Origin of the sequence: Neisseria sp. HMSC03D10 (assembly GCF_001807625.1) — a bacterium.
Lineage (GTDB): Bacteria > Pseudomonadota > Gammaproteobacteria > Burkholderiales > Neisseriaceae > Neisseria > Neisseria mucosa.
In genome coordinates this window covers 22,781-25,053 of sequence record NZ_KV789492.1, presented here as the reverse complement: position 1 = coordinate 25,053, position 2,273 = coordinate 22,781, and the positions used below count along the sequence as shown (strand labels likewise).

Here is a 2,273-nt window from a genome sequence, read left to right as displayed (position 1 = left end):
GTTGGGGGGAAAGGCTTTTTTGCAAAGGTCTCTACTCGTTGCCGCAACGGCAACCTGTCCCTTCCCCCGTCTAGCGGGGGAAGGTTAGGATGGGGGTGGCTTTTGAAGTTTAGGTAAAGCAAATTCGTGCAAACCGTAGAGCCACCCTCTCCCCAGCCCTCTCCCGCCGGACGGGAGAGGGAGTAGGTTGCAGGTAAAAATAAGGTCGTCTGAAAACTTTGAGATTTGAGTTTTAGAGAAACTCGTTCACGCTTGTTTTCAGACGACCTCGTTTATTCAATCAATACAGGCTTGGGACAACCCAAGTAGCGTGGGCTGCGCCCACGAAATCTGCTGTTTAATAATCTGAATCAAACAACAGCCAAATGGGCATCCATTTCAGCATTCCTCTCACGGGCAAAGCCCACGCTACGGATTTCCGCCGCTATTTCCACCACCCGCTACTCAGCGAAAAAAATACCGGGTCGTAATATTTCGGCAGTTGTTGCGGGATACCGAGGTTGTTGCGGTAAACGACGCGGTAGCGGTCGGCGTACCAGGCAGGGACGATGATGTATTGGTGGCGGATGGTGCGGTCTAGTGCCCGGGAGGTGGTTTTCAGCTCTTCGCGATTGGTGAAGCTGCCAAAATGTTTGAGCAGCTTTTCGACTTCGGGGCGGCACACGCCGGCGAGGTTTCGGCTGCCGGGGATTTTGGCGGCTTCGCAGCCGAAATAATCGTATTGTTCGTTGCCGGGGCTTTCGCTGTTGGCATAGACGGTAATGGTCATGTCGAAGTCGAAATCGTTGAGACGCCTTTGATATAAGGCGGGGTCGGTAACGCGGATGTTCATGGTGACGCCGATTTTGGCGAGGTCGCGCTGCCATTTGGCGGTAATGCGTTCGTAGGTTTTGGAGGCGGTCAGGAACTCAAAGGTCAGGGGTTTGCCTTTGCTGTCGGTCAGTTTGCCGTTTTTATAGCGGTAGCCTGCTTTTTCCAAGAGGGCGCGGGCTTTGAGCAGGTTGGGGCGTATGCCTGTTTTCGGGTCGGTTTGGGGCGGCTCGGGGACGGGTTGGTTCAGGACGACGGGGTCGAGGGTGTTGCCGAGGGACTGGAGCAATTTCAGTTCCGCGCCTTGCGGTTTGCCTGTCGCCGCCATCTCGCTGTTGGTGAAGAAGCTGTTGCTGCGGCGGTATGCGCCGTAGAAAATACGCGCGTTGATGCTTTCAAAATCGAAACTCTCGACCATCGCCTGCCGCACGAGGATGTTGTCAAATGGGGCGCGGCGCAGGTTCATGACGAAGCCCTGCATGCCGGCATCGCTTTTCTGTATCCATTCGTGTTTGCCCATGCCGCGTTTGGCGAGCATTTCGTCGGAATAGCCCCGCGCCCAGTTTCGGGCGACATTTTCGTAAACGAAGTCGTATTGTCCGGCTTTGAGGCCTTCGAGGCGGACGCTGTTGTCTTTGAAATATTTGAAGCGGACGGTGTCGAAGTTATATCTGCCTTTGCGGGTCGGGAGGTTTTGCGCCCAGTAGTTTTTGTCGCGCGCGTATTCGCTCATGCGCCCGATGTCTGCTTTGACGAAACGGTAGGGGCCGGAGCCGATGGGCATTTTGTTTGCGCCTTTTTCCAGACCTTCGGGGTAGCTTTTATGAGAAAACACAGGCAGTTGCCCTAATGCCATGTGTAATTCGGCATTGCGCTGTTTGAATCGGAAAACGACTGTCCTGTCGTCGGGCGTTTCGACTTTGGCTACGTCGCTCCAGTATATGCGGTAGAAGGGATTGGCGGCTTTGTCTTGGGTAAGCAGGCGGAAGGAGGCGACGACGTCTTTGGCAAGCACGGGATCGCCGTTGTGGAATTTGGCTTTCGGGTTGAGCCTGAATGTTGCCGACAGTCCGTCTTCGGCAAGTGAAAAGTCTTCCGCCAGCAGTCCGTACATGGAGAAAGGTTCGTCCCAACTGTTGTCCGTGAGCATGTCCACGGTCAGATTGAGGACGCCGGCTTCTTTGTCGCCTTTGAGGGTAAACGGGTTGAACGTATCGAAGCCGCCTTGTATCGGTAGGGAAAACACACCGCCTTTAGGCGCGTCGGGATTGACATATTCGTAGGCGCGAAAGTCAGCGGGATATTTCGGCTCCTGCCCCAAACCTAAACCGTATGCGGCAAAAGCAGTGGCAGAGGAGAAGGAAAGCAGGAGGAGGACGAGGGTTTTCATAAGGTTCCAAACCGAGCAGAACGATGAAGCCCGATTATAGCAAAAGGTCGTCTGAAAACCGTTTTCAGACGAC

Annotated in this window: 1 protein-coding gene; it reads right to left on the bottom strand. The window is 54.5% G+C overall.

Going from position 1 to position 2,273, the window contains the following annotated elements:
* Positions 1 to 424: 424 nt before the first annotated feature.
* The gene (locus HMPREF3066_RS01325; RefSeq protein ID WP_070439933.1) at positions 425 to 2,200 is read right to left on the bottom strand and encodes an extracellular solute-binding protein; all 1,776 of its coding nucleotides are present in this window, start codon (positions 2,198 to 2,200) and stop codon (positions 425 to 427) included.
* Positions 2,201 to 2,273 lie beyond the last annotated feature (73 nt).